The organism is Ciceribacter sp. L1K22, assembly GCF_017599385.1.
Classification (GTDB): Bacteria; Pseudomonadota; Alphaproteobacteria; order Rhizobiales; family Rhizobiaceae; genus Allorhizobium.
On record NZ_JAGFPK010000001.1, the window covers coordinates 335,797 to 362,585 of the forward strand.

Sequence of the window (26,789 nt, forward strand, 5' to 3'; positions counted from 1 at the left end):
GCGTTTTTTAGGCAAAGGCCGCCCGCCGTTTCGACGAAAGTCGGACTCAGTCGCTGATGCGCTCGATCGAGGCGCCGCAACGGCCGAGCTTCTCTTCCAGCCGCTCGAAGCCGCGGTCGAGGTGATAGACGCGATTGACAACCGTCTCGCCTTCGGCGGCAAGACCGGCGATGACAAGCGAGACGGAGGCGCGCAGATCGGTCGCCATGACCGGCGCGCCCCTCAGCGTGCGAACGCCTTCGATCCGCGCCGTCTGTCCGGAGAGGCTGATGCGGGCACCGAGCCGGGCAAGCTCCTGCACATGCATGAACCGGTTCTCGAAGATCGTCTCGGTGACATGCGAGACACCGTTGGCGCGGGTCATCAGACCCATGAACTGCGCCTGCAGGTCCGTCGGGAAGCCCGGGAAAGGTTCGGTGACGATGTCGACGGGACGGATGTCGTTGCCATGGCCGATGACGCGGATGCCGCCGTCGACGGCAGTCACCTCCGCCCCGGCGCGGCGGATCGCTTCCAGAGCCGTCTCCAGCAGAGCACCATCGGTTCCCTGCAGCGTCACGTCGCCGCCGGTCATGGCAACGGCCATGGCATAGGTGCCGGTCTCGATGCGGTCCGGCAAGACGCGGTGGCGCGCGCCGGAGAGGCTCGTGACGCCCTCGATGGTGATCGTTGCGGTGCCGGCGCCGGTGATCTTCGCGCCCATGGCGATCAGGCAGTTGGCGAGATCGACAACCTCCGGCTCGCGAGCGGCATTGCCGATCACCGTCGTGCCGCGAGCGAGCGCGGCCGCCATCATCATCACGTGGGTCGCACCGACGGAGACCTTCGGAAACGTGTAGCTGGCGCCGATCAGGCCGCCCTTCGGCGCGGTGGCGTTGATATAGCCGCCATCGATTTCCATGTCGGCGCCCAGCGCCGCCAGTCCCTCGATGAAGAGATCGACGGGGCGGGTACCGATGGCGCAACCGCCGGGCAGCGATACGCGCGCCCTGCCCTCGCGGGCGAGAAGCGGACCGATGACCCAGAAGCTCGCGCGCATCTTCGATACCAGCTCGTAGGGCGCGGTCGTATCTGCGACGGTGCGGCAGGTGAAATGGATGGTGCGCGCATAGGAGCCGTCCTGGTGCTCGCGCCGGCCGTTGACCGCGACATCGACGCCGTGATTGCCGAGAATGCGGAGCAGGAGCTCGACATCGGCCAGATGCGGCACGTTTTCGAGCGTCAACGTGTCGCTCGTCAGCAGCGAGGCGATCATCAGGGGCAGCGCCGCGTTCTTGGCGCCGGAAATCGGGATCACGCCCTTGAGCTCGTTGCCGCCGACAATGCGAATTCGATCCATGTTCAGCTCTCGGGCGAGGCCCGCCTCTATCAATGATGGTCCGGTCGTCCAGCCGGAGAAGGATGGGGGTCTTTAGACGAAAAGCATGAGGTCTTCAATTCCACGCGGGAATTGCCGGCTAATCATCGTCCTGCGTCGATTTTGCGGCAGGCAGACCGACTGCGTCGTCCGCCTCCCCGGCGCGTCTGGCGCGAACCTGCTGCTTGCGGCGCAGCAAATTCTCGCGCAGCTTCTTCGCGGCTCGCGCCTCGCGCTGTTCCTTGGCGGCGGCCACGGCACGCTCACGCGCCGTCGGCTCCTTTTCATCGGGTTCTTTCGACATGGCCCCTGCATAGCGAAAAACCGCGTGCTGCGGAAGGCGGCGCAAGCGCCAGTTCTTTTGTTGCATCAAACTCTTTTTGCGGCTTGCGCTGCCGCCGAAGCTGTGGCAATAGGCCACTCGCTCCGGACGGCGCAACCGCGTCGCCAACAGATGCTGCTATAGCTCAGGGGTAGAGCACTCCCTTGGTAAGGGAGAGGCCGAGAGTTCAAATCTCTCTAGCAGCACCATTTTTCCAAACATTCGAATTTCTGCCCGAGACAGATCGGCATCCGGGCGCTCATCCTGCTGCATTCAAGCGGGAGCCGTGCCGATTTTTTGGCGCGGCCCAGCGATACGCAAGCGGTCGGGTGCGCTGGCCTGTTGGAGGCTGGCGCGTGTTTGTCGGGGTAGTCTGCTGGTGCTACCGCGCGGCCTGCAGGATGCCCAGCAGCGACTTGCGGTCTAGCGGGATCGGGTTGCCGCCGGCGCAGGGGTCGACCTCGGCCATGGCGACGACCTTTTCCTCGTCGATGTCGGTCAGGCCCATCGCGGAGAGCGTCGGGGGGATGTTCAGTTCGCCCCTTAGGTCCAGCATCCAGTCCAGAACGCCGGCCGCGCAATAGTGCGGAAGGTCGAGCGTGCGGGACAGAAGTTCCAGCTTCTCGTCGATCGCGGGGGCGTTGAACTCGAGGACATAGGGCATCAGCACCGCATTGAGCAGTCCATGGTGGGCATCATAAAGGGCGCCGAGCGGGTGAGCCAGCGCATGGATGGCGCCGAGGCCCTTCTGCAACGCGACGCAGCCCATGCCCGAGGCGATCAGCATCTGTCCCCGCGCCTCCAGATTATTGCCATCGGCAACGGCCACCGGCAGCCAGGTCTTGATCAGCCGCAGCGCGTTCAGCGCAATACCCTCTGCCATCGGGTGGAAGCTCGGCGCGGAGAGCGCCTCGAGCGCATGGGACAGCGCGTCCATGCCGGTTGCCGCGGTGATATGCGGCGGCAGGCCGGTCGTCAGTTCGGGGTCCATGATCACGAGATCAGGCATCATGCGCGGATGGAAGACGATGACCTTGCGATGTTCCTCGTCATGGGTGATCACGGAGGAGCGGCCGAGCTCCGAGCCGGTGCCGGCCGTTGTCGGGATGGCGATGACCGGCGTCAGCCGCGAGGTATCGGCCCTGGTCCAGTTGTCGCCGATGTCCTCCATATCCCACATGGGGATCGTCTGCGACGCCATTAGCGCGATCGCCTTGGCGGCATCGAGCGCGCTGCCGCCACCGATCGCGACGACCAAGTCGTGCCCGCCGGCGCGGAGGGCCTCGACACCCCCGGCCACGTTGCGGCCGGTCGGATTGGGTTTCACGTCATGGAAGAGGCCGGGCCGCAGTCCTCCCGCACGCAGGACCTCCAGCGTGCGCTGCACCGGAAAGAGGTCCTTGAGACCGGCATCGGTGACGACCAGCGGAGCGGCGGCACCCAGCGAGCGGACGGCATCGGCCAGTTCACCGATGCGGCCATTGCCGAAACGGACGGCAGTCGGAAAGCTCCAGTTGCTGCTGACGGAGAGGGGTGCGGTGATCATGGTCTAAGCCTCCGTGGATGGCATGGCCTGTCGCCTCAAGGCCCGGCGGCGAAACACCTCGGCGAAGGCGACCAGGAACAGGGCGGGAATGAAGTTGAGTGTCGCCAGCGCCGGGTAGATCGGCGAGGAGCCGACGGCGATGCCGCTGTAGACGAACACCGGCAGCGTTCGGGCCGTGCCTGCCAGCGAGTAGGACACATAGAAATTGCCCCAGGACAGCAGGAAGGCAAAAATGGCGGCGGAAAAGATGCCCGGCCAGAGGAGCGGGAAGGTCACCTCGCGGAACACCTCCCAGCCATTGGCCCCTGCATCGCGGGCGGCGTCTTCCAGGGTATCGTCAAAGCCATAAACCTGGACGGCGACGATCACGAGGGCGAAGGGCGTGATGTAGACGACATGGCCGATGATGACAGTCATGAGACCCGTCGAGAAGCCAAGCCAGTTTCCGAGCACGGAAAACCAGAGCAGCATGACGACACCAAGCAGCAATTGCGGAAAGAGCAGCGGCGCGAAGGTAACGATCTGGAACAGGCGTTGCAGGCGGAACCGGTAGCGGATCCAGGCGACGGCGCCGGCGGTGCCGAGGATCGTTGCGAAGACGGTCGAGACGGCGGCCACGATCGCCGAATTGGCGACGGCCGGAAGGAAATCCGGCTTGCGCAGCAGTTCGCCATACCATTCGAACGAGAAGCCCTCGATCGGCAGGGTCAGTACCCGGCTGGACGTGAAGGAGAACGCGACCAGCGTGGCGATCGGCACGTAGAAGAAGACCAGCAGGAGTGCCAGCGTGCCGACGAGCGCGATGTCGATGAGCCGGTCCTTGAGGCGATGCGATATCATGCGGCCTGCTCCCCTCGGACGGAGGTTCTCCTGCTGGCGAGAAGGCCGACAAGGGCCAGCGTCAACGCGCCGACGGTGATCAGCACGATGGTGAGCGCGGCGCCGAGCGGCCAGTTGACCCGGGTCTCGAAGCTCTGGCGGATGAGTTCGGACGCCAGAGGCGATGTGCCCCCACCCAGAACCCTTGGCTCGAGGAAGGCGCCGAGGCTGAGGACGAAGACGAGCACCGCTCCGGAATAAAGACCCGGTCGCGACAGCGGCAGGGTTATCTCAAAGAAGGTGCGCAGACGCGAGGCGCCGGCGTCGTAGGCGGCGAGTAGCAGGTCGCGGTCGATGCGGACGAGCGACAGGTAGATTGTGAACATCGGATAGACGACGAGGTTGTAGACCATGCCGATCATGGTGCCCGCCGGCGTAAACAGCAGATTGAGCGCGTCAGGCGGAAATCCGACATGCGCAAGCATCCAGTTCGCCACGCCGTTGCGGTCGAGCACCAGGATCCAGCCGAAGGTCTTCAGCACGGCATCGGTCAGGAAGGCGAAGACGATCAGGATCTGGATCTGGGTGTTGTAGGTCTTGAGCCGCGTGGCGAGCGCGTAGGCGGCGGGAAAGGCGATCAGCAGGCACAGCGCGACGCAGATGATGGCCATCACGACGGTGCGGCCAATGATCGTCCAGTAGTGCGGCTTGGAGAAGATTTCCGTCCAGATCTTCAGATCCCAGGTCCAGACCAGCCTGTAATACTGGGTGGTCTGGAAAGTCAGCACCACCGTCATGAGAAGCGGAATGAGGAAGAAGACCAGCATCACGATCGCGAGCGGCGCGACGGCCGCCACGAGCACCGGGTCCTTCCAGCTCTTTTGCTCGATCTTCATGCTCACTCCGACAACAGAAAGGCGGAGGCGGGGTCGAAGCCGATGCGAACCTTCTCACCGACATCGGCAGGCAGGATGATCGAGCCGGGCAGTTCCATGACGACAGGATTGTCGAGACCGGGAACACGAACCCGGTACTGGGTGGATGCGCCCTTGATGAAGTATTCCTCGACGGTGCCGCCCATAGACCAGAAGCCGGCGGGCGCATCGCCAGAGACGAAGCCGATGGTTTCGGGCCTGACCAGGAGGGCGGTTCCATCCACTGCCAAACCAGCGGACACATGATCGGCCGGGAGCGCCGCAGGCTGTCCGTCAGCCAGCGGCGAACGGACCGTCGCGCCACCGGCGGCCCGACCGTCCACCGCCACCGGGATGAAATTGGTCTCGCCGATGAAGCCGGCGACGAACCTGTTGACCGGCCGGTAGTAGATGTCGGAGGGCGTACCGACCTGAACGACGTGTCCGGCCTGCATGACGCAGATCCGGTCGGCAAGCATCATCGCCTCTTCCAGATCGTGGGTCACGAGCACGAAGCTGGTGCCGATTTCGCGGTGCAGTTTCTTGAGTTCCGCCTGGAGAGATTTCTTGAGCTTGGCATCAAGGGCGCTCATCGGCTCGTCAAGCAGAAGCACGCCTGGCTGGGAGATGAGCGCACGAGCCAGCGCGACGCGCTGCTGCTCGCCGCCCGAAAGCTGCGCCGGATAGCGGTCGAGATATTCCCGCTTGAGATGCATCAGGTCGATCATGACGCCCACCCGCTCGCGGATTTCGCTCGGCGCGACCTTTTTCAGTTTCAGCGGGAAGCCGATGTTATCGGCCACGGTCTTGTGCGGAAAGAGCGCCAGCTTCTGGAACACCATGCGGGTCGGGCGGCTTGCGGCAGGCACGCCGCTCATGTCCTGGCAGGCGATCTGCAGCCTTCCCTCGGTGAGGTCCTCGAAACCGGCGAGGATCTTCAAAAGCGTGGTCTTGCCGCAGCCGGACGGACCGACGAGCGCGACGAACTCCCCCTCCCCGACGTCCAGCGAAACGCCATGCAGGGCGCGCGCGGAACCGTAGTCCTTTATGATGTTCGAGGCGGAGATAATCGGCGATAACAAGACAGGCGTCCCCCATGCTTGCGGAAAGAAAAGGGGCCGCCGTGTCGTGCGGCGGCCCGCCCAATCGGTTTACCGTGCGGCGAGCTCTTCCTGCCAGATCGCCAACATATCGTCGATGTTCGGCGCAACGGTGTGGAACTGACTGTTGTCCCAGGCCGTCCACATGTAATCCATCTGCAGCGCCTTCTTCTCCTCTTCGGAGAAAAGGGCTTCCGCCTTCTGGTTGGGAACCAGGTTGCAGGTCGCCTCGGTGATCGCCAGTTGCTTGGCCACCTCGGGCGAGACGATGTATTTCAGGAAGTCGGCGGCAATCTGCGAGTTCTTGCCGTTGTCGATCAGGCCTGTGGCCTCCATCCAGATGATGCCCTGCTTCAGGCCGTCCTTCGGCTCGGGAACGATCGACTGGATGTAGTCGTGACCCTGCAGCCTGAGCGCCGAGGTGCAGTAGGTGCCGCCGCCGATGAGGGCGCGGAACGAACCGTCGATCAGACCCTTCTGGGCCACGGCGAGATCGGCGACGATAGCGCGGGTGTTCTTGAAGGCGGCGCGAAGGACCTTGCGGACTTCGCCAAGGGCGGCCTCGTCGAGTTCCTCGTACGGGTTCACGCCGGCATAGAGGGCCAGCGGCATGATCGGCCAGTCACCCCAGTCGAGCAGGCAAATCTTGTCCTTGTAGGCGCTGTCGAAGACCGGCGCGTAGCTCGACCAGGTCTCGAGCTTGTCGAACTTGGTGTTGACGGTCGGTCCGACCCAGCCCCAGCGCGTCGGCAGGCCGGTCGCCTTGCCCTCATGCTGCAGCGGCGCAAAGGGGGCGCGAAACTGCGGATAGAAATCGGCGTACTGGTCGGCGAAGTCGGCATCCTCCAGGAAGCGGCAGAAGCCGGCGGGGCCCATGCGCTGGATCCAGGGGCTGTCTGAGGACACGAGGTCGAACTCGCGGAAGGCGCCAGCGGCGAGCTTGGCGAAACCACCGGCGGAGTCCGTGATCAGGTCGATGGCGATCGTCGCATCATTGCTCTTCTGGAAGGGCTCGAGAATGCTGGGCGCGTTATAGCCCTCCCAGCACATGTAATTGAGGCTTTCGGCCGCGTTCGCCATGCGCGGCAGGCCGAGGAGGCTCCCGCCGGCGGCGGCGAGACCCAGGCCACCCATGCCCTGAAGCACCGAGCGGCGGCTGATATTGGCTGTTCCCTTTGTCATTCTTGTTTTCCTTTCTCTCATCCAACTGACGAGGGGCGATCAGACGACGCCGAGATAGCGCCTGATCTCCCACTCACTGACCTGCTTCTGATAGTGCGAGAATTCCACCTCCCGGCTTTCGACGAAGCTGTCGACGAAATCATCGCCGAAGATTTCGCGCGCTTTTTCGCTGCGCTTGAGACGCTGCGCGGCGTCCCAGAGATCGCGAGGAAAGACGGCGTCCGGCGCGGGCGCGGAGGCATAGAAGTTCTCGGCGCTGTGCGGCGGCGGTTCGATAGCATTATCGATCCCGTAGAGCCCGGCGCCGATGAACATCGCAAGCGCCAGATAGGGGTTCGTATCGGCCGACGGCACGCGGAATTCGAGGCGGGTCGCGTCGCGGCTGTCGTTGATCACGCGCACGGCGGCGGTGCGGTTCTGCACGCCCCAGTTGGCGGAAGTCGGCGCCCAGGCGCCCGGCACCAGCCGCTTGTAGGCGTTGACCGTGGACGAGCACATCGCCAGAAGCTCCGGCATCAGCGTCAGGAGACCGCCAATGAAATGCCGCGCCGTGGCCGACAGCCCGTCGGGGGCGTCCGCATCGGCAAAGACAGGATTGCCCGCCTTGTCGCGCAACGACAGATGCAGGTGACCCGACTGGCCGGAAAGCGCCGGCGACAGTTTGGACATGAAGCTGACCGTCAGCTCGTTGCGGGCGAAATAAGATCTTGCGAAGTTCTTGAACAGGAAGGCGTCGTCGGCCGCCTTGATGCCCTTTGCATAGGTCAGTGGCGCTTCGAAGCAGCCCGGCCCAAGCTCGGTATGGATTGCGTCGAGCTTGACGCCCATGACCGACATGGTCTCCTCGAGACCTTCGAGCAAATCGCCGTAGAGTGCGGACGTCTGGAGGGAATAGGTGCGGTTGCCCTGGGCGAAGTGGGTGAGGTCCCGGTAGTTCTTGGCCTTGAGCGTTTCCGGCGTCTCGTCGAAGACGAAGAATTCGAATTCGAAGGCCGAGAGCACGTCGAAGCCACGGTCGGACGCCCTTGCGAGCTGCTCGAGGCAGACGTTGCGCGGCGAACGGCGGCCGAAGTCACCGGAGAAGTCCGCAAGGCAGAGTGCGGTGTCCTCGGCGAACGGGTAGGCGCGGATTGTATCAGCGAAGAGCTGTGCTGGACGGTCGACGAACGCACCGTCACGATAGGTACTCTCGGCGATATCCCAGAAATAGAGCACTTCGCAGAAGGGATAGCCGTCGCGTGCCAGCTTGATCGCCTTGTCGGCCGAGACCAGCTTATCGCGGAACTCTCCTTCTGGATCGACCATGCCTATGTGCACGGACTTCGCACCCAGATCACGGATTGCGGTTTCAAACTCGGTCGCGGAACGGCTATTGATCGTCATGGGGGCCTTCTCAGAATTGACTTGAGGTTAGGCAGCCCGAATGGGTAAGGAAATATCCCCAAAGGGATAGTCGGCGACCGATTGTTGCGACATTTCCCGGCATGACGGAGACACAGGTTGGAAAAAGGGTTTGCCGCCTGGAACAGGACACTGGCGGAGCTCCTTGCTTCCGAGGGGCAGCCGGACTTCGAGGCTCGCGTTGAATCGGCGCTGAAGACAGTGCTCGAGTTCGACGTTTTTATGGTGTTCGGCTATAATGGCGCATCCCGTCCGACCGCGCACTACTACAATATCGATCCCCATCGGGCGGCCACCGTGATTGAAGCCTACGCGGCTGGACCGTATCTCCTCGATCCCTTTTATGCGGCTGCAACCAACGCGGCGATCACCGGGGTCAGGCGGCTACGCGACATGGCGCCCGACCAGTTCTACAGCTCCGAATATTTCCGTCGTCATTATGCCCTGACGGGGATAAGGGACGAAGTCGGCATCGTCTGTCGTCCTGCATCCGGTTATGGCGTCGTCGTCAGCTTTACACGGCCGGTGGGTTCACCGGCTTTCGGTCGACGCGACCTCGACGCGGTTCATGCGGTGGAGCCCGTGATCAGACTGCTGGTCGAACGGCACTATGCGGACAGCGGGGCGAGCGACCGGCACCATGAGCAGAGCCGGACACCGCCCGATACGATCAACGCCTGCCTTGACCGGATGACCGACGGCCTTCTGACGCCACGGGAGATCGAGATCACCTCGCTCATCCTGCGCGGCCACTCGAATATGTCGATCGCCGAAAGCCTTCATATCGCCGAGGGAACGGTGAAGATCCACCGCAAGAACATCTATCACAAGCTTGAGATCTCCTCCCAGGCCGAGCTCTTCGCCCGCTTCATTTCGGAACTCGCGGTCTGACACCGTTTCCTCCCGTGACGGCTTGCCCTCTGTTCGCGGTTGACCTCGACACGTGTTGCGGCCAAGGAGGCTTTCGACGAAACGGGGGGAGCGACTGCGATCATGAAAAAAGATGGCCGCACGCGCCTTGAGAAACTACAGCGCTCCTGGACCAAGGCATCCGGCGAGGAGCGACGGCAGTTCCTCGAGTGGATTGGGCATCGCCCGTCAGGCGAAGCAGCGGCGGCAGCCGACCCGATTGCCTCGGGCCGCTATCTCACGCCCCGCACCATCGACCGCGTCCGCATAGTGCTTGCCCAGCGGTCGATGACGCTTGCGGACCTATCGACGGAACTCGGCCTTCGGCCGGGCGACCTGTCGCTGGCGCGCGCGTTCGCGCGAAACGCCAGCCTTCGACTGCGCCTCATCGCGGCGTTGCAGCGATGGCTCGAAGAGCACGCGACGGACGGCTTCTAAACAAAGCGTGGACGGACACGTGTCTATCTGGAACCTTCGCGTGGCGTCATCGTTGCATCCCGACCCGTCACCCAAAAAGGAGGGCAGCATGTCGAGCGGCCGGAATGCGAAGGGCAACAAGAACGCAATACCGGGATCAAAGAATGAGACCGAACCGGCGGAAAAGACAAAATTGCCGCTTGGGGAAACGCCGATGTCCCAGGTGGCGGTGCCAGCCACAATCAACGGCACCGCTACCCTCGATACGAACAAAGGTCCGGTGCCGCCAAAAAGCCGCCTGAAGGATTAGCCTTTGAACTCTGGAAAAACCAGCGGCTCAGCCGCAGCCGTTGCGGGAATACACCTTGCCGGCGTCCTGCTTCAACGTCCAGCCGTGGAACGTTGGCAAGTCGACCTCACACCATATAACGTTGCCGCCCTTTTCGACACAGCCTAGGACAGTCACACACTGGTCCTTTTCCAGCCTACCGATCACGGCACCGTCCATCCCCGGCAATCCTCTAATGTTGAGCCGCGTCAACGCCTGAATCGAGTTGATGCCGAGAGCGACATCGGGCGAGCCGACATCGTTCGGCTGTGCACAACCGCCGTCGGGATAACGAAGACAAGCCGATGATCCGGACGGCTTCTTCGGCTTCTGTGGTTTTTGCGGCTTTGTCGGCAGGTCCGGCGTCTCGCCGAAGGAGATCGTAAGCTCCGTCCCGTCGCCGATCATGCCAACATAAAGACCATCCTTTTCCTTGTCCGCCCTCCCGACCATTTCGAGGCCGGTAAACGTGGTGTACAGGATGATCGTGCCGTCACCATTGTTCATCGAGTAGCCGGAGACGTTGCGCAGCATCTCCGGGCAGGCGTAATCGTGCTGCAGGATCGACTGGATTCCGTCAGCGACCGGATCGTCCTGGAACGAGATGCGGCATGTACCCTCCGGTGTCGTCATGGACCAGATGTCTTCGGCAGCGCCTGCCTCCACGCTCAACAACAGCGCGACCCCCGCAACGACGTATGACAGCGATTTCAAGCCCGCTCCAATCATCCAATCACCCTCTTCTGCATCATCTCTTCATGGTCTTGTCCTATGGAGTTCGGGAAAAGCGGGTCAACAGCGGATCGGCAGTCGGCCCAAAAGTGGCCGAGCCGCCCCCCCGGTATTTCACGAGGCGCACCGGAATTCGGAATGAGTTAGGTTGCGTTCATTGGTTGCTGCCATAAGTCTGACGAAAGCATTGTTCAAAAGGGGGCCAATGCCTAGCGACAGTCCACAACCCGGCCAGAAATGGCAGGACCAGCCGCCGCGTCCGCCCCGGTTCGGTGGCGGCGGCGTTTTCGTTGTCGTCTTCCTGTCGATCGCAGCCTGTATCGGCCTGGTGGTGTTGCTGGCCAACGAACGGCAGAACCTGAAGGCGATGACCCGCTGGCTCGGCGTCGACCATTACCTCGCTGCTCTGCACGAGGCGCCCCGTCCACCGCAGCCATTGAAGAGCCAAAGAAACCTCTCTCCAACGGTGATCCTTCCCGATCACTTCATCCGGGAGCCAGATATCGGCGTGGTCGGCGTGTTCGTTCGTGAAATGCGCGACCTCGGTCCAGCCTTCTGCGCTGCCTTCGATTCCTCCGGTATCAACAATGAAGGCTGGAAGGCCAGCCAGGTCGACCGGTCTACCTTCGAATGCCTGTCCGAAGATCTCGTGAGACCAATCGGAGGGGATGAGCCGACCGCCTCGTTCTTCTTCATCGCCAAAGGGCAGCCCGACGGCGAAATCAACTCCATCCGCATGAAGCTCATCGCACCCGACACCGACGCCGGGAGGGCTTCCCATGACAAGCTGGTGAACGCCGTCTCGACTCTTATCCACGAGACCGGGTGGAGCGATCTCGCCCAGCTTCTCGACAGCACGCGAAAACTCTCCGACTACACCACGATCCGCTTTGGAATGTCCTACAAGTTCACCAAGGAATTCACGGGCGAAGACCGCTACAATCTCATCATCCTGCCAATCAACAAGGACCCATTGGTGAAGAGAGCGCGGGAGTATTTCGACCGGAGCAACTGGCTGCCCGTACCCTCGCTGTCGGGGCAGATGATGCGTCTGCCCAGAGCCACCGCCAGCTGACCTCCTTGCACAAACATATATAATTTAATATATGTATTTGCAGCCGTGCGGACTCGATCGCATGGCCTTACGCGCAGTTGCAGGGAGCCTTATCGTTGCATATCAGGGAAATCACACCGACCTATCACGTCACCGGACAGATCAAGCCGGACGACCTGCCGGCGATTGCCGCGGCCGGGTACACCACAATCATTTGCATGCGGCCGGATGGCGAGGGATGGGGTCAGCCCAAATTCGAGCTGGTTTCCGAGGCGGCGGCCGCAAGCGGCTTGAGCGCGCACTATCTTCCCGTCGGAGGAAGCTCCGTTCCAATGGAACAGGCGGCCAAGCTGAAGGCGCTTCTGAAACAGACCCAGGGGCCGATCCTCGCATTCTGCGCGTCGGGCGCGCGCAGCGCCGGGCTTTACCAGATGGCACAGCAGATCGGCTGATGCCGGTCAGGAGGCGAGTGCTGCCAGCTTGCGCTTGAGTGCCTCGATATCCTGGAATTCCTCGCGCCGCATGCGCCGTTCCCAATCCAGCGATGTCCGGATGATCCCGTCGAGGTCGTCGTGGCGTGGGCGCCATCCGAGGCGCTGGCGTGCCAGCGTCGGATCCGCGACGACGGAGGCCGCGTCCCCTGGCCGGCGCTGCTCGTGCACCACCTTCAGGCTCGCGCCGGATACCCTTTCGACCGCGCGCAGCACGTCGAGGACCGAATAGCCGCGACCATAGCCGCAATTGGCGATCAGGGATTCGCCACCCCTGTCCAGATGGCTCAGCGCATCGATATGCGCCGATACCAGATCCGCCACATGGATATAGTCGCGGACACCGGTGCCGTCCGGCGTTGGGTAATCGCCGCCAAAGACATGAACGGCCCGACGCTCGCCGAGCGCGGTTTCGCAGGCGACCTTGATCAGGTGAGTGGCATTGCGCGTGGCCTGGCCGACCCTGCCCTTCAGGTCAGCACCCGCGACGTTGAAATAGCGGAGCGCGACGAAACGAAAATCATGAGCGCGCGCGGTATCCTGCAGCATAAGCTCGCTCATGAGCTTGGACGCCCCATACGGATTTTCCGGGCGTGGCAGGTCGGTCTCCCGGACGGGCGCATTGCTGACCGGCGTTCCGTAGACTGCCGCGGTGGAGGAGAAGATGAACTTTCCGACGCCCGCCTCGACCGCCGCCGACAGGAGGACGCGCGTATTGCCGGTATTGTTTTCATAATAGCTCAGCGGGTCGCGAACGGAGTCCGGCACAACGATGGATCCCGCGAAGTGAATGATCGAATCGATCCGGTTTTCTGTGAAAACCTGCTTCAGGACTTCGGCGTTGCCGACGTCACCAAGGTAGAATCGCGCCTCGGGAGCGACGGCCCAGCGAAATCCCGTCGACAAACGGTCAAGCACAACGACCTCGTGACCTTGGTCGAGGAGCGCCCACACCATGTGACTGCCAATGTAACCGGCGCCGCCTGTTACCAAAATCGCCATGCCGCTTCTCCCAAACGCTGAACCATTGGGAGCACTCAACCACAACGACGCTGACTATTACTTACGCGACAGCAAAATCAGGCGTAATTGCGCCGTAAATCATAATTTATACTTTCCCGTCCGTTTCGGAAAAGCGTAGAATTTTATCGATGGGCTAAAGCGACAAAACATATTTCCTCAGACGTTCCGCCGCATCCTGCATCTGCCTGGGGTCCCTGAGAAAACAGGCGCGCAGGAACGTTCCGCCACCGGGCCCGAAGGCGCTACCCGGCGCCATTCCCACACCCGTTCGATCGACGATATCGAGTGCGGCCTGGCGGCTGTCGGTGATGCCGTCGATCTTCAGGAAGGCGTAGAGAGCACCGTCCGGTTTCAGTGTCTCGACCCGGTTGGTAGCGATCAGGGCCTCGCAGAGGATGTCGCGACCCTGCCGCGCCCTCTCGATATTTTCCGAGACAAAGCGATCCCCTTCGTCGAGCGCGACCACGGCGCCGCGCTGCATGAACTGGGCGACGCCGGAGGTCGAATACTGGATCAGGTTTTCCAGCACCTGGCCGATTTCCGGCGGCGCGACGATCCAGCCGACACGCCAGCCGGTCATCGACCAGTTCTTGGAAAAGGAATTGGAGAAGATGACCTTGTCGCCCTCCTCCATAATATCGAGGAAGGATGGCGCACGCTGCGCGTCACCGAAATAGTAGAGTGCGTAGATTTCGTCGGCGAGAATCCAGAGGTCATGCCGGCGGGCGATGGCGAGGATTGCCTTCAGATCGTCGCGGCTTGCCGTCCATCCCGTCGGGTTCGACGGCGAGTTGATGAAGAGAGCACGTGTCTTCGGTGTGATCATGGACTCAAGCCGGTCGAGATCGAGGCGCCAGCCGCCGTCCCTGAAATCGAGCGGCAAAGCGCTCGCCTTGGCACCCGCAAGCTCGATCGCCGAGACGATATTCGGCCAGGTTGGCGACAGATAGATCATCTCGTCGCCAGGCGACGTCAGCGCCTGGACGGCAAGTGCGATCGCCTGCATGCCGGACCCCGTGACATAAAAGTGCTCCGCCGGCAGGGTGATCGAGAAATGACGTTCGTAGTAACGCGACAGCGCCGCGAGCAATTCCGGGATGCCGCGCTGCCAGGTGTAGAAAGTCTCGCCGGCGAGCAGCGCATCGGCGGCTGCGCGGTTGATGAAATCCGGCGTCGGAAGATCGCCTTCTCCGGCCCATAAAGGCAGCAGGCCATCGCGACCGCGCGCGTAGTTGATGATTTCGACGATACCGCTCTCCGGAGCGGCAAGGGCGCGGGGGCTCAGGCTTTCGAGAAGGGACACGGCGAGAAATCTCCTGTTTCCGCCGTCATAGCCGACGAAGACTGAAAAATCTCATGAGAAAGCGTGGAGATAAAATCGATTCCGGTGATGGGACGGCACTCGAGGGCCGCCTCGACCGGTTCGCGTCAGCGCGCCTTCAACAGGTCGCGGATTTCACCCAGCAACTGGATGTCGGCCGGCGGAGGTGCTGCGGGTGATGGCGTCTTTTCCTCTTCCAGCGAGGCCCGGAGCGCATTGACGCCCTTGACCATCAGGAAAATGATCCAGGCAAGAATCAGGAAGTTAATCGCAACCGTGATGAAGCTGCCATATGCGAAGACGGCGCCCTGCTCACGGGCCGCATCCAGCGACTGCGCGGTGACATTGCTGCTGAGCGGCAGGAAATAGTTGGAGAAATCGAAGCCGCCGAAGATGACGCCGACGATCGGCATGACGATGTCGTTGACGAGAGAGTCGACGATCTTGCTGAAGGCGGCGCCGATGATGACACCGACGGCCAGATCCATGACGTTGCCGCGGGCGATGAATGTCTTGAACTCGTTGAGCATCTGGCTCTCTCCCCTTATCCTGGCCGGGACCGCTTGGGTACCGTCGGCACTTTCTAACATGCTTAAGCGAAGTTTAAACATGCGGGAACCGGAAAAATGCAGCCCGCCTTCGACTTAAGATGAAGGCCAGTGCAATTTCAAAATGCAGGCGTTTGACCTAGTGTTCGGGAGGGAGTTTTGGAGGGCAGTGCCGAAGGAGGGAACGTGCTTCCGGGGTGGGTGATCTTCTCATCCGCGATCGCGTATCTGCTGCTGCTGTTCGCGGTGGCGAGCTACGGCGATCGCCGCAGCCGGCGGCTTGGCGTCCCGCCGAAGGGACGACCTATGGTCTATGCCCTTAGCCTCGCCGTCTATTGCACCTCCTGGACCTATTTCGGCGGCGTCGGGCTTGCCGCCAGCCGTGGTCTCGAATTCACGGCGATCTATATCGGCCCCATCCTCGTCTTCACCATCGGCATGCCTATACTCCGACGCATCATCGAACTCGCCAAGGCTGAAAAGCTGACGTCGGGGGCCGATTTCGTCGCTGCCCGTTATGGCAAGAACCCGCTGGTCGGGATGCTGGTCACGCTCATCTGCCTGGTGGGGACGATTCCCTACATCGCCCTTCAGTTGAAGGCCGTGTCATCCTCGGTGGCCGCCATGATCGATCCGTCGGACTACGGCATCGGCATCGGCAATCTGTATTTCCTCGACCTGTCTTTGATCGTGGCACTTTCGCTTGCCTGCTTCGCGGTGATCTTTGGCACGCGCCATACCGACGCGACGGAGCATCAGGATGGGCTGATCCTCGCGATCGCGATGGAGTCGGTGGTGAAGCTCGTGGCCTTCTGGATGCTCGGCTTCGTCGTCATCTTCGTTCTTTACGACGGACCGACGGCACTTTGGGAGGCCGCGCAGTCCTCGTCGATGGTGATGGATGCGCTGTCCTACGAGACGCCCGGGATTCGCTGGGTTCTGCTGATCGCGCTTTCCGCCTTCGCGATCGTGATGCTGCCAAGGCAGTTTCACGTCACCGTCGTCGAGAACCGCACCAGCCGCGAACTCAGTTTCGCCCGCGTTCTCTTCCCGCTTTACCTTATCGCCATCAACATCTTCGTGCTTCCCGCAGCGATCGCCGGACTTCTGACCTTTGGTGGCGGGGGGGACGCCGATCTCTACGTCTTATCGCTCCCGTTGTATCACGAGATGCCGTTCGTGACGCTGTTCACCTTCCTCGGTGGCTTTTCCGCAGCCACCGCGATGGTGATCGTCGCCTCCGTGGCGCTCGCCATCATGATCTCGAACGATATCGTGCTGCCGATCTTTCTTCGCCGCAAGCTCGTGGCGAGGTCGGGCGACCGTTCGGACTTCGCCGGCGCGCTGCTGCAGATCCGCCGGACGGCGATCTTCATCGTGCTGCTGCTCGGCTATGCCTATTACCGCACCGCCGACAGCACTTCGGGCCTGGCCTCCATCGGCCTCCTGTCCTTCACGGCGATCGCGCAGATCGCACCCTCGCTGTTCGGCGGGCTCTTGTGGCGCAGGGCCAATGCGCGGGGCGCCATTGCCGGGCTTTCCACGGGTTTGGTCGTATGGGCCTACCTGCTGTTTCTTCCAAGCTTCGGGGGAGACGACAATGCCGAGCTCACTTCGGTCGTGCTCTCCTTCCTGCTGCCCGGCACCGGCCTGTTCGACGGCCCACATGCCGATCCGCTGGTCAATGCCACCCTCCTCAGCCTGCTCCTCAACAGCCTCGCCTTCGTGCTCGGCTCGCTCAGCCGCAACCCGCGTCCCGTCGAGCGCATCCAGGCCGGAATTTTCGTCAAGCGCCATGCCCGCTCGCAGTTCGCGACTCGCGGCTGGAAGACCAGCGTCAGCGTCGGCGACCTGAAATCCGCCATCGCCCGCTACCTCGGCGAGGAGCGGATGCGACGGTCGTTCCGGAGCTACGAGCAGGCGACGGGCCGGCGTCTTTCGGACGAGGATCCGGCCGACATGGCCTTCATCCACTTTTCCGAGCAATTGCTCGGCAGCGCCATCGGTTCGTCTTCCGCGCGGCTGGTACTGTCGCTCATCCTGCAAAAGGCCGAGGACACCTCCGCCGACACCGCCTGGCTGCTCGACCAGGCGAGCGAGGCGCTACAATATAACCAGGACATGCTGCACACCGCGCTTTCCCAGATGGACCAGGGGATTGCCGTGTTCGACAGCAACAACTGCCTGACCATCTGGAACCGCCGGTTCCGCGAACTCCTCGATCTTCCCGAACATGTCGGGCAGGTCGGATTTCCGCTGACGGAGATCGTCGGCATCCTGTCGAGCCGCGGCGACATCGCGCCCGATGAGCAGGCGCAGGTCATCCGTGACTTCCAACGGCTGGACAATCCTTTCCGCCTCGGCATGCGGCACGGCAAGCGCATCATCGAAGTCCGCTGCAACGCCATGCCCGACAAGGGCGTCGTGGCGACCTTCACCGACATCACCAGCCAGATGGCCGCCGACCAGGCGCTGAAGCAGTCCAACGAAACGCTGGAGCAAAGGGTCGGCGAACGCACCGCGGAACTCACCCGGGTCAACCGCGAACTCGCGGAAGCACGCGCAGCCGCCGACGAAGCCAATATCGGCAAGACGCGGTTCTTTGCGGCGGCCGGTCATGACATCCTGCAGCCGCTCAACGCCGCCCGCCTCTATTCATCCTCACTGGTCGAGCGGATGGGCGAGTCCGAGAACAGTGCGCTGGTGCGCAACATCGATTCCGCGCTCGAGTCGGTGGAGAACATCCTCGGCGCTGTCCTCGACATCTCCCGACTCGATACCGGGGCGATGAAGGCACGCACGACGTCGGTCCCCTTGCAAAGCCTGCTCGAGAGGATCGAGACCGACTTCGCCCCGATGGCGCGGGAAAAGAACCTTAAGCTCGTGGTCATGCCGACCACGCTGACCGTGCGGTCCGATCCGAACCTGCTGCGACGGCTGGTGCAGAACCTGGTCTCCAATGCCATCAAGTACACCCCGTCCGGACGGGTCATCATCGGGGCGCGACGCCAGGGCAAGGAAGCGGTCATCCAGGTTTCGGATTCGGGGATCGGCATTCCGCCGTCGAAATTCCGCACAGTGTTCAAGGAATTCGCCCGCCTCGACGAAGGCATGAAAACCGCCTCTGGTCTCGGCCTCGGGCTTTCCATCGTCGACCGTATCGGACGCGTGCTGAACCACCCTGTGAAATTGTCGTCGACACCCGGACGAGGCACAACATTCAAGGTTCACATGCCACTTGACGTGGCGCTGCCCCGGGCGGCATCCGGCCCGGAAAAGGCATCTGTCGATCGTAGTTCACCGTCGCTTTCCGGTTTCCGGATCCTTTGCATCGACAACGAACCGAAAATCCTTGAAGGCATGGCGCTGTTGATCTCCGGATGGGGTTGTACTGTGGATTGCGCCGGATCGGTTGCGGAACTCGACGACTATCTCGCACGAAACCCGTCACCGCCCGACCTGATCATCGCCGACTATCATCTGGGTGACGGAAGCGGGATCGGCGCGATCCTGACGCTGCGGTCGACATATGATTTCGCGGTTCCGGCTTTGCTGATCACCGCCGACCGCACCCAGGAAGTGAGGATGGAGGCGGAGCGCCACGGCATCGGACTGCAGCACAAGCCGGTCCGCCCGGCAGCCTTGCGCGCCTACCTGACCCAGGCGTCCGGCATGAAACGCAGCGCCGCGGAATAGGCCAAAGGTTTCATTTCCCGGCCTGTTGACCTACATTGGGGGTGCTTGTGCCGCGAGCGGTGCAATGAACCATTGTCGGCGCGACCCATTCGGCGCCGGCCGTCGCACTCCAATCACAGGAACAAGACCATGACACAGGCCCAGACGGGTGACACCGTCCGCATCCACTATATCGGTACCCTGACCGATGGCACCCAGTTCGACACGTCGGTCGGCGGCGAACCGCTCCAGTTCCAGCTGGGCTCCGGCCAGATCATCCCCGGCCTCGAGCGCGGCATCGACGGCATGGCGCTCGGCGAAAAGCAGCGCGTGGTGGTCCCGGCCGCCGAAGCGTATGGCACCCACGATCCGCAGAAGGTTCAGCAGGTGCCACGGTCGGCCATCCCCGCTGAAATCCCGCTCGAACGCGGCCTCCAGCTCCAGGCCCAGACGCCGCAGGGCGTTCCGGTGGTCGTCGTCGTAACGGACGTTTCGTCGGAAGCGGTGACGCTCGACGGCAATCATCCACTGGCCGGCCAGGATCTCGTCTTCGATGTCGAACTGGTCGATATCGTCAAGGCCGCCTGACTGCTTCGCCGTTTCCGGCGGCAAACGCCGGGAACGGTTCCCTACCAGGAGGTCAGCGCGCGCAGTTGCGGTGTCTTCTTGAGAATGTGATTCTCCATACGACCGAGCAAAGTGTCGAGAACGCTGACGGCTTCCGTCACCAGTGGCCCCTTGTTCAGCATCACGCATTCGGCCCGCGCGGCCATGGCGGCATCGGTCATCTCGGCCCGGCTCGGTATGCCTTCCTTCACCAGGTCCTCAAGTACCTGCGTCGCCCAGACGACAGGAACGGAGGCCGCCTCGCAGAGCCAGAGAATTTCCTCCTGCATCTCGGCCAGCCGCTCGAAACCGATCTCGGCAGCCAGATCGCCACGCGCGATCATCACGCCGAACGGTCCCCTCTGGCGAGCGCGGGCGATCAATGCCGGCAGGTTCTTCACTGCGTCCGGCTGCTCGATCTTGGCGATCAGGCCGAGCCTTTGATGGTCGGCGCCCAAGCGATCGAGAATGTCTTCCAGAAGATCGATATCGTCAGGTCGCGACACGAAGGAATAGCCGAGCATGTCAGCGCATTCGATGACGGTGGCGAGATCGGCTTCGTCCTTCGTGGTCAGCGGTGAGAGACCGAGCGCGGTGTCGGGGAGGTTCAGCCCTTTCTCCGGTTTCAGTTTTGCGCCGCCCGCCTTGGTCTTGACGACGCGGATCACCGCCTCGCCATCCGAGACATCCTCGACCACGCCTTCAAGCTTCCCGTCATCGTAGCGCACCCGGTCACCGACAGAGAGGCGGGTCACCAGTTCCGGCAGCGATACACCTGCCGAAAAGGTGACATCAGCGCACGGGCGCGGCAGGCCGGTCGCGACCAGCCGCAGCCGATCGCCAGCCTGCAGGCGCGCCTTCTTGTCCGGGGCCGTGACGGCCGAGGTGCGGATCTTCGGTCCGGCAATGTCCATCAACACCTTGATGTCGCGGCCAACGGCCCGTCCGGCAGCGCGCACGTGCAGCGCCATGGTCCGCCAGGCCTCCGGCTCGTCATGGGCGCAGTTGATGCGCGCCACGTCCATGCCACGACGGGCGAGGTCGAGCAAAAACTCGGGCCGTTCAGCCGCGTCACCCGGCAATGTCACCATGATCCGCGTCCGGCGGTTGGCCCGTGCCTCACCCAAGAGCCTGGACGCCATCTCGTTCAGCCGCATCTCGCCGCCGAAGAATTCGCTCTTCGCGGGCCAGCCGCTCGTATCGTCGCGTCGAGCCACGGCGGCAAGCGTCGAGGCCACAGCGTCGAGTGTCGGCAGGACGCGGCTTTCAAGACGACCAAGCGAGGATAGTCCGAGCGGCATCAAACGCCGCTGCAGGTCGCGAATATCGTGATGGCGTAGCGCCAGGTAATGGCGAAGGTTCTCGACGGACGCATCGTCTCCGCCACGGTCTGAAGCTTCCGACCCGGCGACTTCCGCCATCACCTTCGCCCGCAATGCCAAAACCTCGTCCAGCAGGACCGAGGCTTCCATGGCGGCATCGTGATTTGCTTGCTGATTCATGCCTTGCTTGCTCCACCGGCGCCCGATCCTGCGCCGTCTCGCCGACACTGGCGAGAGGACGAAAGAGCGCGGCGCGAAACATGTCGGTTTCAGCCTAGCGGGGAACAAACAAGCCTGTGTGACAGCCAGGTCAGGGCCTCAGGCCCCAGACGGCGGCATTGACGACGCTATCGGGCATGGCAGAAAGCCGGGCCGAGCGAACCGGGTTGAACCCCGCGATGCGCTTGGTACCGGCCCAGCGACCGTCGTCGGCAAAGACCTCCAGCGAGCCATAATCCAGGAAGATTCGGAACAAACGTGGCCGGGCACCGGCGGCAATGTAGCGGGGGCCAGCGGCGCCATGGTTTTCGTGGAGAATAATCAATCCGTCCGCATCGAGCTCCACCGCAAGGGTAACGTCGGGATGGTCGAAATCGAGGCGGAACGGCAGGCCGGCCTCGCGGAGCTCGAATTTGATTTCGACCGCGCCGCCGGCGAAGTTCACCGTCTCGCCGCGCATCAGCCTTGTCCGGTCTATGACGTGATGCCTCAGACTTTCGGTCGCGGCAATCGGCGGCGTGAGCAGTGCACCATCGGAGAGCACCAGGGCACGCGGCAAGGTCATGGCAGTCGGAAAATCGATATTTGGGCCAGTGTCGGCCCAGTTCGCGAGCCAGCCGATGCCGATTGACTGGTCGCCATCCTTGAACGCCTGGAACGCATAGTTGTCGGTGCCGAAGTCGAGCTCCTGCTCGAATTCCTTCACGAACGTCCGGCCGTCGAACCAGCCCACCTCCGCCATGGTCAGGTTCTTTCGCCCCGTCTTCTTGTCGGTGCTGTTCATCAGCCCGTAGAGAAGCGCCCACTGGGTCGTCGGGTCCGTGGCGCTGCCGTCCAGCGGCAAGAGGCAGGGGCATTCGATCGCCGTCGTCTGGTGGCGGGTTTCGACCAGGAGCTTGCCGATATACGTCCATCCCGTCGCTGCACTGCGATCCTCGGTCTCATAGAGGAGGATGACGCCACCGGCCTCGCTCTGGCTGCCGAGCAGCATTTTCCAGAGCCCATCGGGACCACGGAAGACATACGGGTCGCGGAAATCGAGGGTCAGCCCCTCACCCTCCGGGCGACGATCGAGAAGCACCTCGGCCTGTCCGGCGCTGAAGAGATCCGGGGAGACGGCGGTCATCTGGATTTGCTCTTCGGGGTCGCGGTCCTTTTCCTGCTCGGTGAAGAAGACGCGGATACCGGGGGCATTGGGGAGCGGGATCGCCGACCCGGAAAATGCGCCTCCGCGCTTGTCCGGCCGGGCGCCGAGCGTCTCGGAGGGAAACAGGAAGATCGGCATGTGGCGCCATCTCAGATAATCCGACGACACGGCGTGCCCCCAGTGCATCGTGTTCCATTGCAGGCCATGCGAATAGTGCTGATAAAAGAGGTGTGGCCGGCCGCCGAAGCGGCCGAAGCCGTTCGGATCGTTCATCCAGCCGAACGGCGGGCGGAAATGATAGCTGTCAGGCAAAACCGGCGCCGCGTTGCCGGTATTGGTGTGCAGAACGGTTATCCCCGTTTCCAGAACATCGGTCGGCGTGAACCAGTAGATGACGGAGACAGCCGTCTTCTCCATGTCGTAGTGCAGCTCGAAATGTCCGCCGCCAAAGACGTGGTAAATGCGGAACTCGTACTCCTCGGTATTGTTGGCCAGCACATCCCCGAATTTGCCTTTGACGCTGACGAGCGACACCGTTCCTGGCACTCCGGGTATCATGGCCTTCAACCAGATGTGTAAGGTGGTGTTGACCGGCAGTTCCGCCTGAAGCACCCGGGTCGTCGACCTGCCGCGGTCCTGATCGTTCGTCATTGGCATCTCCGTCTCGCCGTTGCGGTCCCCCAGACCAACCTAGGTAGCTTTTGGCGAGCGGCAAGTCTTTCGGGCATTGCACGCGATCCCGTTGGAACCCCGCGCGGTCGAGCTTGTTTACGACAGTAGGCCCACTGACGCGCAGCACGAAACGGGAGGACCCATGCGGGATCGAGCCACCTATACGCCCTACGAACAACCGACAGGTGGATGGGGCTCGGTCACATCGCTTCTGAAGAATGCGATAAGCCAGAAGGCGGTCCACAGCACGCCGGCTCTTCTGAAGGACCACAATAAGACCGGCGGCTACATGTGCACAAGCTGCGCCTGGGCGAAGCCCGGCAAACCCCATGCGGCGGAGTTCTGCGAAAACGGGGCGAAGGCGACCTTCTGGGACCTGACGACAAAACGCACGACCACGGAATTTTTCGCCCGCCATACGGTGACGGACCTTCTCGGCTGGACCGATCACGACCTCGAAAACGAGGGCCGGCTGACACAGCCCATGCGGCACGATCCCGCCACCGACAAATATGTTGCCGTCTCGTGGGGTGAGGCCTTCGCGGATATCGGCGCCAAATTGAAAACCTACGATCCGAAAAGCGTGATCTTCTACGCCTCGGGCCGGGCCTCGCTCGAAACCTCCTACATGTACCAGCTTCTCGCTCGCCTCTATGGCAACAACAACCTGCCTGACAGTTCGAACATGTGCCACGAAACGACGTCCGTCGCCCTGCCGCAGAGCATCGGCACGCCTGTCGGCACCGTTCTGCTCGAGGATTTCAAAAAGACGGACTGCATTCTATCCTTCGGCCAGAATGTCGGCACGAATGCACCTCGCCTGCTGCACAGCCTGCAGGAGGTCCGCGAGCGGGATGCGCCGATCGTGGTCTTCAATCCGCTCAGGGAGCGTGGCTGGGAGGCTTTCGTCAATCCGCAGCGTCCCAGCCAGATGCTATCAAACAGCCCGACCCAGATCGCCACGCAGTATTACCAGGTGCGATCCGGTGGCGACATCGCCGTGATGATGGGCATGGCCAAGGCGCTCTTCGCCTTCGATGACGAAGCGAAGCGTTCCGGCCGGCGTCGCATTCTCGACGCGGCCTTTATCTCCGAACACACACATGGGTTCGAGGCTTTCGAGGATCGCGTGCGGGAAACCGGTTGGGACGAGATCGTCATCGAAAGCGGGCTTCCCCGCGCGGCTTTGGAAGCGGCGGCCCGGACCTATGCGGATGCCACCTCGGTCATCGCCATCTATGGTATGGGGCTGACGCAGCACAAACTCGGCGTCGACACGGTTCAGATGCTGGTGAACCTGCTCCTGATGCGTGGTCAGATCGGCAAGCCGGGCGCCGGCATCTGTCCGGTGCGCGGCCACTCGAACGTTCAGGGCCAGCGCACTGTCGGGATCGCCGAAAAGACGAGTCTGGTGCCACTTGATCGTCTTGCGCAACAGTTCGGCTTCGAACCGCCGCGCGAGGATGGCTTGAATACCGTCGAGGCTTGCGAAGCGATCATCGAGGGCAGCATCAACGCCTTCGTCGGCCTAGGCGGCAATTTCGTTCGCGCAATCCCGGAACAGGCGCTCATGGAGCCTGCCTGGCGCGGGCTCGATCTGTCGGTCCAGATCGCCACCAAGCTCAATCGCAGCCATCTCGTCACCGGCCGCACGACCTACCTGCTGCCGACGCTGGTGCGCTCGGAGATCGACCAGCAGGCGACCGGACCGCAGATCGTGACGATGGAGGACTCAACCACCTGCATCCACGCCTCCCGCGGCAAACACCGGCCGGCAAGCGACCACCTGTTGTCGGAGCCGGCGATCGTCGCCGGAATCGCCAAGGCCACGCTCGCACCAAATCCAAAGGTGCCGTGGGATGCATGGGTCGGCGACTACGCGCTTGTCAGGGACGCGATCGAAGCGTCGTTTCCGAAGGATTTCCGCGACTTCAACCTGCGCCTCGACGAACCCGGCGGCTTTGCCCGCCCGATCGCGGCGCGCCAGCGCAAATGGGAGACCGACAGCGGCAAGGCGAACTTTAGGCTGCCGAAAGCGCTCTCGGCAAGCTTCGACGACGGCACCGACCCGGATGTCCTGCGCCTCGTAACGCTGCGCTCGAACGACCAGTTCAACACCACGATCTACGGCCATGCCGACCGTCTGCGCGGCATCCACCATTCGCGAATGATCGTGATGATGAACCGTGACGACCGCATTCGCCTGGGGATTGCCGAAGGCGGGACCGCCCGCATCACCACCGCCGTCGATGATGGCATCGAGCGCAGCATGACCGGCTTCCAGGTCATCGACTACGACATCCCGCAGGGCACCGTGGCTGCGTATTATCCCGAATGCAATCCGCTGATCCCACTCTGGCAGTTCGCCGAACAGAGCAAGACACCGGCTGCAAAGTCGGTTCCGGTGAGGATTGGGGTGGGGTGAAGAGAGAACTCACACAAGCTCTCTCTTCCTTTCGCCGTTAAAGCAGGAAGTAGCCCTTCTGCATCGTCACAGCATCATCGAGGTGGATAGCGAAATCTGCGACGCGGTCGCCATTGACGTCTGCCTGGATGTAAGTGTCCGAAGACTGCTTGAAGTAGCGCAGTTCGCCAGCCTTGCCCGAAAAGCTTTTCGTGCCGATGAACTGAAAGGCCTGGTTGCCGCTCGACTTGGTACTGGCATCGATTGCCCTCAGATCAATGCGGTCGGAAGAGGTGAAGTCGAAAATCGTATCTCGTGCGCTGCTCGTGTTGCGGGAGTCGGAGATCGAGTTGTAGATGAAAACATCTTTTCCGCTCCCGCCGTAAAGGTCATCGGCTCCGCCGCGACCGGTGATGTGGTCGTTGCCGCCATTGCCCTTGATGATGTTGACATCACCGCTGCCCTTCAGCACATCGCTGGCGCTGCCGGACGAGATGTTCTCGAAATTGCGGAACAGGAATCGGCCATAACCTGTGTCGACGAAGTCGTTCTGGCTGAGATCGATATCGATCTTCTTGTTGAAAGCCGTCATGACGAGCGTGTCGGAATCCTTGTTCGAGGAGTCCGAGACACCTTCCGATCCATCGACAAAAACAACCGAGCTCTTGTTGGAAAGGCGGCTGAGCGTCACCGTGTCCGCGTCGCCGCCTCCGATCACGGTATCCGCTCCACCGCTGCCGATGGTGATACTGTCGCGCCCGCGACTGCCGATAATCGTACCGACGTAACCGCTACCCGTGACGAGGGAGTCGTTGCCCCGGCCCAGATCCAGGTATTCGACCTCTCCAGCACCGGTGCGGACGACGTCATTGCCACCCTCGACACGGACGACGACCGCGCCGGCATTGCCTAGTGTCAGTTTCTCGACGTTGCCGCTGCCTTTGATCGAATCGACGAAGGTATTCCTCATGGTCACGACATTCGTGCCGGCACCATCCAGCCCGCCCAATGTCATCGTTCCTATCGATCGACCAGTTCCGGTAGCGCTGTCATTTATGGTCGCGCGAACATTTCCGGTAAAGCGTAGAAGGTCCACATCCCAGTTCGAACCCGACAGTGTGTAGCTCGCAGAAAAGGGGCCGAGATCATCGCGTACCCATGTATCCACGTAGAGCAACCAGCCGCCCGACCAGGTGTAGGCGTCGGACCCGACACTGAAGTTCGTCACGCCGTTAAGCGTCACACTGACGTTGCCTGTGATGGTTGTCATAAAATCCCCC

Annotated in this window: 22 protein-coding genes and 1 tRNA gene; 8 read left to right on the top strand and 15 right to left on the bottom strand. The window is 62.3% G+C overall.

Features of this window, described 5'->3' with window-relative positions; all coding sequences use genetic code 11:
* Positions 1-46: 46 nt before the first annotated feature.
* Positions 47-1,339, bottom strand: coding sequence for a UDP-N-acetylglucosamine 1-carboxyvinyltransferase (gene murA / locus J5J09_RS01540; RefSeq protein ID WP_208547960.1), 1,293 nt, complete (start codon positions 1,337-1,339; stop codon positions 47-49).
* A 118-nt stretch (positions 1,340-1,457) separates the two neighbouring features.
* Positions 1,458-1,808, bottom strand: a complete 351-nt coding sequence (locus J5J09_RS22740) for a hypothetical protein (protein WP_246745766.1) — start codon at positions 1,806-1,808, stop codon at positions 1,458-1,460.
* Between the two features lie 5 nt (positions 1,809-1,813).
* Here J5J09_RS22740 and J5J09_RS01550 point away from each other — a divergent pair.
* Positions 1,814-1,888 (top strand) — tRNA-Thr (locus J5J09_RS01550).
* Between the two features lie 173 nt (positions 1,889-2,061).
* Here J5J09_RS01550 and J5J09_RS01555 read toward each other — a convergent pair.
* The 6 genes from J5J09_RS01555 to J5J09_RS01580 form a co-directional block, all read right to left on the bottom strand.
* Complete coding sequence (locus tag J5J09_RS01555; protein WP_208547961.1) at positions 2,062-3,225, bottom strand: iron-containing alcohol dehydrogenase; 1,164 nt, start codon at positions 3,223-3,225, stop codon at positions 2,062-2,064.
* Between the two features lie 3 nt (positions 3,226-3,228).
* Positions 3,229-4,065: an ABC transporter permease gene (locus J5J09_RS01560; protein WP_208547962.1), complete on the bottom strand. Its 837-nt coding sequence runs from the start codon at positions 4,063-4,065 to the stop codon at positions 3,229-3,231.
* On the bottom strand, positions 4,062-4,940 hold the full coding sequence (locus tag J5J09_RS01565) for an ABC transporter permease (RefSeq protein ID WP_208547963.1): 879 nt from the start codon (positions 4,938-4,940) through the stop codon (positions 4,062-4,064). The genes J5J09_RS01560 and J5J09_RS01565 overlap by 4 nt, the downstream gene beginning before the upstream one ends.
* A gap of 2 nt (positions 4,941-4,942) precedes the next feature.
* Complete coding sequence (locus tag J5J09_RS01570; RefSeq protein WP_208547964.1) at positions 4,943-6,040, bottom strand: ABC transporter ATP-binding protein; 1,098 nt, start codon at positions 6,038-6,040, stop codon at positions 4,943-4,945.
* Between the two features lie 69 nt (positions 6,041-6,109).
* The gene (locus J5J09_RS01575; protein ID WP_208547965.1) at positions 6,110-7,240 is read right to left on the bottom strand and encodes a PotD/PotF family extracellular solute-binding protein; all 1,131 of its coding nucleotides are present in this window, start codon (positions 7,238-7,240) and stop codon (positions 6,110-6,112) included.
* A gap of 39 nt (positions 7,241-7,279) precedes the next feature.
* The gene (locus J5J09_RS01580; RefSeq protein WP_208547966.1) at positions 7,280-8,623 is read right to left on the bottom strand and encodes a glutamine synthetase family protein; all 1,344 of its coding nucleotides are present in this window, start codon (positions 8,621-8,623) and stop codon (positions 7,280-7,282) included.
* Positions 8,624-8,740: 117 nt separating this feature from the next.
* Here J5J09_RS01580 and J5J09_RS01585 point away from each other — a divergent pair, with 117 nt between their 5' ends.
* Positions 8,741-9,532 (top strand): helix-turn-helix transcriptional regulator, encoded by a 792-nt coding sequence (locus J5J09_RS01585; RefSeq protein ID WP_208547967.1) that lies wholly within the window; start codon positions 8,741-8,743, stop codon positions 9,530-9,532.
* A gap of 102 nt (positions 9,533-9,634) precedes the next feature.
* Complete coding sequence (locus J5J09_RS01590) at positions 9,635-9,988, top strand: hypothetical protein (protein WP_208547968.1); 354 nt, start codon at positions 9,635-9,637, stop codon at positions 9,986-9,988.
* A 316-nt stretch (positions 9,989-10,304) separates the two neighbouring features.
* Here the strand turns inward: J5J09_RS01590 and J5J09_RS01595 are convergent, their stop codons facing one another.
* A complete protein-coding gene (locus tag J5J09_RS01595; RefSeq protein WP_208547969.1) occupies positions 10,305-11,009 on the bottom strand; it encodes a hypothetical protein in 705 nt (234 codons plus the stop codon).
* Between the two features lie 223 nt (positions 11,010-11,232).
* Here J5J09_RS01595 and J5J09_RS01600 point away from each other — a divergent pair, with 223 nt between their 5' ends.
* Positions 11,233-12,102, top strand: coding sequence for a DUF6030 family protein (locus J5J09_RS01600; protein WP_208547970.1), 870 nt, complete (start codon positions 11,233-11,235; stop codon positions 12,100-12,102).
* Between the two features lie 95 nt (positions 12,103-12,197).
* Positions 12,198-12,533 carry a TIGR01244 family sulfur transferase gene (locus J5J09_RS01605; protein WP_208547971.1) on the top strand — a complete coding sequence of 112 codons (336 nt, stop codon included), beginning with the start codon at positions 12,198-12,200 and terminating at the stop codon, positions 12,531-12,533.
* 6 nt (positions 12,534-12,539) lie between these two features.
* On the opposite strand, the gene galE is transcribed toward J5J09_RS01605, so the two are convergent.
* The 3 genes from galE to mscL all read right to left on the bottom strand — a co-directional run bounded on the left by galE (position 12,540) and on the right by mscL (position 15,446).
* A complete protein-coding gene (gene galE / locus J5J09_RS01610) occupies positions 12,540-13,574 on the bottom strand; it encodes a UDP-glucose 4-epimerase GalE (RefSeq protein WP_208547972.1) in 1,035 nt (344 codons plus the stop codon).
* Positions 13,575-13,728: 154 nt separating this feature from the next.
* Entirely contained in the window at positions 13,729-14,898 is a 1,170-nt protein-coding gene (locus J5J09_RS01615) for a pyridoxal phosphate-dependent aminotransferase (RefSeq protein WP_208547973.1), read from the bottom strand.
* A gap of 125 nt (positions 14,899-15,023) precedes the next feature.
* Positions 15,024-15,446 (bottom strand): large conductance mechanosensitive channel protein MscL, encoded by a 423-nt coding sequence (mscL, locus tag J5J09_RS01620; RefSeq protein WP_208547974.1) that lies wholly within the window; start codon positions 15,444-15,446, stop codon positions 15,024-15,026.
* 204 nt (positions 15,447-15,650) lie between these two features.
* Here mscL and J5J09_RS01625 point away from each other — a divergent pair, with 204 nt between their 5' ends.
* Both J5J09_RS01625 and J5J09_RS01630 read left to right on the top strand, forming a co-directional pair.
* Complete coding sequence (locus J5J09_RS01625; RefSeq protein ID WP_208547975.1) at positions 15,651-19,160, top strand: PAS-domain containing protein; 3,510 nt, start codon at positions 15,651-15,653, stop codon at positions 19,158-19,160.
* Between the two features lie 129 nt (positions 19,161-19,289).
* Positions 19,290-19,727: a peptidylprolyl isomerase gene (locus J5J09_RS01630; RefSeq protein ID WP_208547976.1), complete on the top strand. Its 438-nt coding sequence runs from the start codon at positions 19,290-19,292 to the stop codon at positions 19,725-19,727.
* Positions 19,728-19,768: 41 nt separating this feature from the next.
* On the opposite strand, the gene J5J09_RS01635 is transcribed toward J5J09_RS01630, so the two are convergent.
* Both J5J09_RS01635 and J5J09_RS01640 read right to left on the bottom strand, forming a co-directional pair.
* A complete protein-coding gene (locus J5J09_RS01635) occupies positions 19,769-21,247 on the bottom strand; it encodes a pyruvate kinase (protein ID WP_208547977.1) in 1,479 nt (492 codons plus the stop codon).
* Positions 21,248-21,377: 130 nt separating this feature from the next.
* A complete protein-coding gene (locus J5J09_RS01640; protein WP_208547978.1) occupies positions 21,378-23,084 on the bottom strand; it encodes a glycoside hydrolase family 32 protein in 1,707 nt (568 codons plus the stop codon).
* A 163-nt stretch (positions 23,085-23,247) separates the two neighbouring features.
* Here J5J09_RS01640 and J5J09_RS01645 point away from each other — a divergent pair, with 163 nt between their 5' ends.
* Positions 23,248-25,530 (top strand): FdhF/YdeP family oxidoreductase, encoded by a 2,283-nt coding sequence (locus J5J09_RS01645; protein ID WP_208547979.1) that lies wholly within the window; start codon positions 23,248-23,250, stop codon positions 25,528-25,530.
* A gap of 37 nt (positions 25,531-25,567) precedes the next feature.
* Here J5J09_RS01645 and J5J09_RS01650 read toward each other — a convergent pair whose 3' ends face one another.
* Positions 25,568-26,779 carry a calcium-binding protein gene (locus tag J5J09_RS01650; protein WP_208547980.1) on the bottom strand — a complete coding sequence of 404 codons (1,212 nt, stop codon included), beginning with the start codon at positions 26,777-26,779 and terminating at the stop codon, positions 25,568-25,570.
* Between the last annotated feature and the right edge of the window lie 10 nt (positions 26,780-26,789).